This is a genomic window from Synergistaceae bacterium, from assembly GCA_017444345.1.
GTDB lineage: Bacteria > Synergistota > Synergistia > Synergistales > Aminobacteriaceae > JAFUXM01.
On record JAFSWW010000036.1, the window covers coordinates 1 to 7,827 of the forward strand.

Genomic DNA, 7,827 nt, shown 5'->3' on the forward strand with positions numbered 1-7,827 from the left:
AATATTACTGCACTGACAGCCGTCATTGAACGCACAAATGTATATGACAAACTCGACAAGAAAGCAGGACGAACTAACGGCAATACTATAGTCCTGAAAACTGTAGCCTGATCTGCTCCCAAGTCCGTAGCTGCTTCTTCTATTGACGCGTCAATCTGCCTGAGTGAAGCTATACCGCCTTCAATTCCGACGGGTAATTCTCGAATCACGTAATTTATAACGATAATTGCCGCAGTTCCCACTAAAATAATAGGCGCGTGATTGAATGCAAGTAAATAGCTTATTCCTAAAAGAGTACCGGGCAAGGCAAAAGGAGTCATTAACAGCATCTCAAGAATTCTCTTACCGTGAAATTTCCGCCGTACAATCAATAAAGCCGCTATCATTGCAATGATTCCCGCAATAGGTGTTGCAACTGCAGCAAGTGTTACAGTGTCAAATAATGCAGTAGTCGACCGAGTTATAGCCTCTGTGATATTCTCAAGGCTGAACGTGTAATCAATGCCCCAGTTCTTGACAAAGCAGCCCGCAAAAATTGTCCCGTAAAGCATTATCAAGAAAATTATTATCGCGAAAATTATCCCCGTCAAAATCCGTCTTACAAGCGGAGTCGTTAATTCAGTGATTCGGCCTGAAGGTTTGCCGGTTACTGTAACATATGAACGTTTTGACACCCAGAATCTTTGAACGAGAAAAGCCGTCAGAGTCGGCAATAATAACAATATCGACAACGCCGCCCCGTGCCCGAGTCTGAGCATTCCGGTTACTTCTATATAACTTTCAAGCGATAAAACTTTTAAGTCGCCGGCTAATAATAACGGATTCGCAAAATCTGCTAGTGAAGTAGTAAACACTAAGAGCCACGCACTTAATAAGCCCGGTACAGCAAGCGGCAATGTTATAGACGTAAAAGTTTTGAGTCTCCCTGCTGATAAATTTAGTGAGGCCTCCTCAAAAGTTGAGTCAACAGCCTGCAAAACTCCCGTTAAAGTCAAGAAAGCAATCGGGAACATTCCCATAGTCTGAACTAGAACGAGCCCCGGCAGTCCGTAAATTGAGAAGTCAAGCCCTATTACTCTTAGCCAGCGGGTTATTAAGCCGTTATTACCGAATAATAATATAATTGACAGAGTCAGTGAAAACGGCGGCGAAATTACCGGCAATACTCCCATTGTAGAAATTAATTTTTTGCACGGCGCATTAGTTCTCGTTACTACAAATGCAAATAAGAAGCCTACTAGAGTCGAAAATGTCGCAGTCCAGCAGCCTAACTTGAGACTCCCCCATAATGCAGACATATAGCCCTCTGAATTTAATATACTTTTCCAGACTGAAAGCGAAAATTTGCCGTTCTCCAAGAATGAAAGCCTCAAAGCCTCAAATAAGGGATATGCTACAAATGTTAAAGTCATCAGGAACAGCCCAGCCAGTGCAAAGCCGACTATGGGATCACGACTCATCATTAACTGCCAAATTACTACGGCAAATAATATAAACGCTCCGAAAAATAAAGTGTTAAGCATTCTCATAAAATTTTGTTCGGAGTCAGTGTTGAACGCAAATATTAACGCGCCTTCTATATCATGAGTCTTCAGGTTCACGGCCGGTGCGAAAAATATAGCCTGTTCTGACTTGTCGCCTATTGTCCAAGTTTTTGTGCTCCTGTAAATTTCTTCGTAGGCAGTATTGTCAAAACCTTTCGAGAATTCAGAGTCAGCCGCTGAGTCCTGCACTATTTTCGCAAGTTCCTTATCTCCGCGCGGGAGATTCTCTAACTTTTCGCCGGGCATGGGTATTGCGTCAACATATGCGACTCTGTAATTATTAGCGTCTTCTGCCAAACGTTTCAGCCACTCGTCAATATTTTCAGGCACTGAAGGAAATCCGGCGGCTACTGTCTCAACTGTTTGACGCTGGGAGTCCCTTGACTGTTTCAAGAATTCATCCCGAACGCTCGTATAAATCCAGAATCCGACTAACACGACAAATAATATTGTCAATAAAAAATTTATAACTCGTTTATTCAAGTTCTCTTACCTCCTTTACATGAATAAATAAAAGCCCCCCGCAAAAATTTATACGAGAGGCACGAATTCACAATAATTATTTTTCCGGAGCTGTTGAAATTTCTTTATTCCAGCGTTCTAATAATCTTTCTTTGTTGGAAGCGTCCCACTGGTCGTCTTGATTTACTAGATTCATGCTGTCAAGTGAGAAGCCCGTATTGGTCGGAGTAGCAAGTTTTGAAAGGGGTATAACATACCAGCGCGCTATTATGTCCATAGCCTTTTGACCGAGTACCCAGTCATATAATTTTTTAGCGTTCAAAGCATCGGGGCCGCCCTTCAAAATCGACATTGAAGCAGTCTCGAATCCTGTTCCGTCTGAAGGTATAGCAATCTCAATTTTTGCTCCCTCGCGCTGTAATTTAATTTGATCGTGTAAATATCCAATTGCTATGGGAATTTCTCCGAGTGCGCAGGATTTTCCGGGTGCTGACCCTGAACGAGTGAACTGCTCAACACTCTTTGCTAATTCTTTGAAGTATGCAAATGCCTTGTCTTCATCGCCGTTAAAGATTCTTATTACAGTCGTAATCATGTTATAGGCTGTCCCTGAAGTGCTTGGATGTGCGACTCTGACTTTTTTTGCGTATTCAGGCTTTATTAAATCCGCCCAGCTCTTAGGCATATCGAGTTTTAACTCTTTAGCGCGTTCTGTGTTCATGCAAAAAGCTATCGGCCCGACATAAAGCCCAGTCCAGTAATTTTCAGGGTCTCTATATCTTGCGGGAATGCTCGCAGCTACTCTTGAACGGTAAGGAGTGGAGAGTCCTCGTAATTTTGCCTCGATGTGCTGAGTTCCGACTCCTCCTACCCATATAGAAGCCTGAGGGTTAGCGCGTTCTGCCTCGAGTCTCGCAATTGCCTCACCGCCTGAAAGCCTGACCCATTCGACTTTGATTCCTGTTTCCTTCTCGAATTCGTCAAATAATGCCTTAGCAAGCGGTTCTTCCATAGTTGTATAAGCCTTCACGACTTCCGCAGAAAATGCTGCCCCCGCAAAAAGCACTACACAAACAAGAGCGAATACAAATTTTTTCATGTCTGTAAATCCTCCTGACTATAAAAATTTTATTGAACGTGAGAATATTTTAATCTGTCAGGAAAATTTTATGTATAGTAATTTGTCTCATATTTTCAGATTGATTTATAAATTTATTCTGTCATGCTAAAATCACATATACACATAAATAACGGAGAATAAATTAATTTCATGACAAAAGTTTTGCAGATAATAAATGCTATGTACCCATTTACAGGCGGAATGACTCAAGTTACTGAAGATATTATGCGAGTCTTGTCTGAGTCCGGGAATTTCGAGCAAAAAATTATATGCTTCAATGAAGATGCAGAATCTTGCGGGGTTGTAACTCATAGAAATCAGACAGTCCACGATGATATTAACGGAGTCGAGATAATTCGCTGCGGAAGTATTGCAAAAATAGCTTCTCAGTTAATTTCTTTGACATTCAAGCGTGAATTAAAAAATGTAATGGACTCTTTCAGGCCTGATATTGTTATATTGCATTATCCGAATCCTTTTGCTGCTCATATGCTTTTACCATTATTGAAATCAGGAAAATACAGCAATGTAAAATTTATTCTATATTGGCACCTAGATATTATCAGACAAAAGATTTTAGGCAAATTATTTTACTGGCAGAATATAAAATTATTAGAACGAGCAGATAAAATTATAGCTACAAGTCAGAATTATATAAATGGCAGCATATTTCTTAAACGCTATGAAGCAAAATGCGTTATTATTCCGTGCTGTGTACAAGATAAAAGAATATTAATCACTCCGGAAATTCAAATTAAAGCAGACTCAATCAGAGGAAAATATCAAGACAAATTTTTATCTATTTCAGTCGGCAGATTAGTAAAGTATAAGGGACTAGATTACTTGATAAAAGCGTGTGAATTTCTTGATGATGACTTCAAAATATTTATAGCAGGAACAGGCCCCGAAGAAAAAAAACTTAAGCAGCTAAGTAATAATAACAATATAATTTTCCTCGGTAAAATCAGCAATGAAGACCTAAGCGCGTATTATCTTGCAAGCGATGTAATTTCTTTTCCGTCAATCACAAAAAATGAAGCTTTCGGAATCGCACTCGCTGAAGGAATGTATTTCGGCAAACCCGCAATAACTTTTACGATACCAGGCAGCGGAGTCAATTATGTAAACATTGACGGCCTGACAGGAATTGAATGCCCTAATAGAGATATTAAAGCATTTGCACACTCATTGATAACACTAAAAAATGACGCTGAATTACGTAAAACACTCGGCGATAATGCAAGAGAAAGAGTAATTAATAATTTCACGTATGAAACTTTTAGAGACAAGATAATCAATGCCGTAAAATTTTAATAAATTATTCCCTCCCATTTAACGAGAGGGATTTATTAAATCAGCAAATTATTTCGTGATAGCTTCTCTTGAGTCCCGTGCCTTCTGTAGAATTTCTTCACGGTCAAGAGTCGGGAATTCGCCGTTCTTATATAGCCACTTGCCATTAATCATAGTTCCTGCTACGTCCGCCGAGCTTCCCGCATAAACTATATAGGCCGCTAAATTTTCAGGATTTACTCCGATATAGTGAGGCTTATCAAGATTAACGAGCACTAAATCAGCGTACCAGCCTTCACGAATCATTCCTTTTTTTGCGAATCCGAACGCACGAGCTCCCTCATATGTTGCCATTCTCAACACGTCAACAGCAGGAACACACACAGGATCGCGATTTACTCCCTTATGTAATAATGCAGCTGTCCGCATTTCTTCCCACATGTCGAGCCGGTTATTACTTGATGCCCCGTCAGTTCCGAGCGCTACAGGGAAGTCCCTGTCAAGCCACTTAGAAAGAGGCATTATACCGCTTGCAAGTTTTAAATTACTGCATGGATTATGAATCAGCGTGATATTATTCGAGTCTAAATTTATATCAGGATCTAAATATACAGCATGAGCAAGAGCTAAATAAGGCACGTCAATAAGCCCTGACTCGTTTAAATATTTTTCGGGGGACATTCCTAGATTATCAAGTTCGCCTTGAGTCTCTAAAAAATGGAAGTGAACGCCGAGCCCGTGAGATTTTGCCGAGTCGCTAATTAACTTCATTGACTCAATCGGCACAGTGTAAGGCGCATGAGGGCCAAGCTGTACAGTTATTAAACCTTCACGGCCATGATATTTTTCTGCGAGGTCTAAATTATTTTGCAGTGAACGCTCAATTTTTCCGGGGGCTCCTGCTGTTATTCCGCGAGATAAAGCCGCTCTCATTCCCGCACTTAAAGCAGCATCGGCTACTCTCTCCATAGCGAAATACATATCAGCAAAACATGTCGTGCCGGTCTCTAACATTTCTAACATTGCCGACAAAGTACCCCAGTAAATATAATCGGGCGTTAATTTTTCTTCAACAGGCCAAATTTTAGTCTGCAGCCATTCCATTAACGGGGATTCTTCACCGAGTCCGCGTAATAAAATCATCGCCGCATGAGTATGAGCGTTCACAAATCCCGGAATTACTGCCATTCTTCCATGACCTGAAATAATTTTATCTGCGCTCGGAGGAGTCTTTGAGGAGTCAATAATTTCCGCGATTCTCCCCTTTGATACTAACATGTGAACACGTTCGGCCTTTGTCCGTGAACCGTCAAGAATTAATACATCTTTAAATAGTGTCGCCATTTCCTAAAATCTTACTCCTTTATGTAGGGCTCTAAAAATTGCATCCATTTGAGAATCCCCGTGCCGTTCATGTGAACCCCGTCAACTGTGTAGCGTTCGGGCATGTTGTCATTCTCGGCGAAAAATTTATGAAGATCTAATAATTTGCAGTCTAAATCTTTCGCTATCTCCGGCAAAAGTTCATTTACTGAATTAATTATATTGCTTGGCCGTCTTGTTTCAAATTTGCCGTTATTCACGACTGGTAAGAGAGTCTCAAGATAAATTTTTGTCTCAGGCGAACCGGTTTTGACTCGTTCTATAATTTTCCTGATATTTGCGGCAATGTCAACCGGAGCGACTTTGTAAACTATATCATTCAGTCCGATTTCTATAAATAATTTTGCGGGCTTTCTTGATATTATCTCGTCTAACCTGTTAAGCACTCCCGTTGTTGTGTCGCCTGCTATACCGCGATTAATGACTCTCAAGTCCGGGAATATCTCATGAAATTGCACATAGTCCGTCAAACTGTCGCCTAAAAAAATAATTTCATTGTCATATTTCGGCATTGCTTCATAAATACTAGCTTTTATCATGTAATAAGGCTCATTAATGAGAGTGCTTGCTGTCCTTGTATTTTCAGCGTTTACAACCGCACAAAAATTGAACGTGATAGACAATAACGCAATAATAAATATAATCTTCCTAAAATTTTTCATTATTTATTCTTGCCAGCCCTTCATGTATTCGACTTGCTCGTCGGTCATTGAGTCAATATTTACTCCGAGTGCTGCGAGTTTAGACTCCATTACTGCCCTGTCAGTCTCATATGGTACAGGATATAAGCCCGGCTTTAATTTATGCGTAAAAATGTGAAGTGCTGACTCTAATTGCAGCGAAAAACTTAGATCCATTATTTCAATCGGGTGGCCGTCTGCACATGCTAAATTTGTGAGTCTTCCTTCACCGAGTAAATTAATTCTCCGGCCGTCTTTCATTATATAAGTGTCAATGTTATCGCGTAATTTTTCTACGTGGTCAGAGAGTGCGCTTAAATCGGGCTTGCTGATCTCAACGTCAAAATGTCCGGCATTACCTAAAACGACTCCGTTTTTCATGCGCTCTATATGCTCGCGTCTGATAACGTGAATATTTCCTGTTAAAGTCAAGAAAATATCTCCGAGCGGGGCGGCCTCTTCCATGCTCATGACTCTAAATCCATCCATGAGGGCTTCACAGGCTTTGTGAGGGTCAACTTCAGTAATAATAACGTGCGCTCCATTTCCGGCGGCTCTCATTGCAGTACCTCGTCCGCACCATCCATAACCGGCGATTACTACAGTTTTACCGGCAACTATCATATTTGTAGTACGTATAAAGCCGTCCCATACTGACTGGCCGGTCCCGTAACGATTATCAAATAAATATTTGCTCAAAGCGTCATTTACGTCAATCATCGGGAATTTAAGGACTCCCTGCGAGTTCATTGCGCGCAATCTCTTAACGCCTGAAGTAGTCTCTTCCGAGCCGCCTAAAATATTAGGAATCAAATCCGGGAATTCTTTATGAATCGTAGCAACAACATCCGCGCCGTCATCGATTATAACATTCGGTTTATAGCTCAAAACTTTACGGACATAATTAAAATATTCTTCTGTATTCATGCCCCTGTGTGAATAAACATGAACGCCGTTTTTAGCAAGTGCCGCGCAAATTTCGTCTTGAGTAGAAAGGGGATTACTTCCGCAAGCTGCGACAGTTGCACCGAGTTTTGTGAGAGTGATTAATAAATTCGCTGTCTTGGCCTCCAAATGCAGACATGCCGCAATAGTTGCTCCCTTGAAAGGCTGCGAGTCCTTGTATTTATTATACAAAAATTGCAATGACGGCATATATTGCCACGCCCAGTCGATTTTATTCTGCCCTCGTTCTGATAGTGATAAATCCTTAACTTCAAAGTCTGACATAAAAATTTGTGCCTCCTGATTTATATTATTTGCTGTAATTATAATATATTAGCAAAAACATATTTTATTCTACTCCCACCCGCCCACCCGACTGCTGCGCAGTCGAGTAGAATAG

General features: G+C 40.8%; 6 protein-coding genes. 1 reads left to right on the forward strand and 5 read right to left on the reverse strand.

All coding sequences use genetic code 11. From position 1 onward, the window contains the following. Positions 1-2,027, reverse strand: a 2,027-nt coding sequence (locus tag IJS99_02105) for an iron ABC transporter permease (protein MBQ7560615.1), incomplete at its 3' end; no start/stop codon positions are given. A 76-nt stretch (positions 2,028-2,103) separates the two neighbouring features. Beyond that, positions 2,104-3,105, reverse strand: coding sequence for an ABC transporter substrate-binding protein (locus IJS99_02110; protein MBQ7560616.1), 1,002 nt, complete (start codon positions 3,103-3,105; stop codon positions 2,104-2,106). 171 nt (positions 3,106-3,276) lie between these two features. On the opposite strand from IJS99_02110, the gene IJS99_02115 reads away from it, so the two are divergent. Then, a complete protein-coding gene (locus tag IJS99_02115; protein ID MBQ7560617.1) occupies positions 3,277-4,440 on the forward strand; it encodes a glycosyltransferase in 1,164 nt (387 codons plus the stop codon). Between the two features lie 48 nt (positions 4,441-4,488). On the opposite strand, the gene IJS99_02120 is transcribed toward IJS99_02115, so the two are convergent. From IJS99_02120 to IJS99_02130, 3 genes are read right to left on the reverse strand one after another with little or no spacing between them, the layout of a single operon-like run. Beyond that, entirely contained in the window at positions 4,489-5,763 is a 1,275-nt protein-coding gene (locus IJS99_02120) for an amidohydrolase (GenBank protein MBQ7560618.1), read from the reverse strand. A gap of 11 nt (positions 5,764-5,774) precedes the next feature. Continuing rightward, positions 5,775-6,464, reverse strand: a complete 690-nt coding sequence (locus IJS99_02125; GenBank protein MBQ7560619.1) for a hypothetical protein — start codon at positions 6,462-6,464, stop codon at positions 5,775-5,777. A 3-nt stretch (positions 6,465-6,467) separates the two neighbouring features. After that, positions 6,468-7,712, reverse strand: a complete 1,245-nt coding sequence (locus IJS99_02130; protein ID MBQ7560620.1) for an adenosylhomocysteinase — start codon at positions 7,710-7,712, stop codon at positions 6,468-6,470. Between the last annotated feature and the right edge of the window lie 115 nt (positions 7,713-7,827).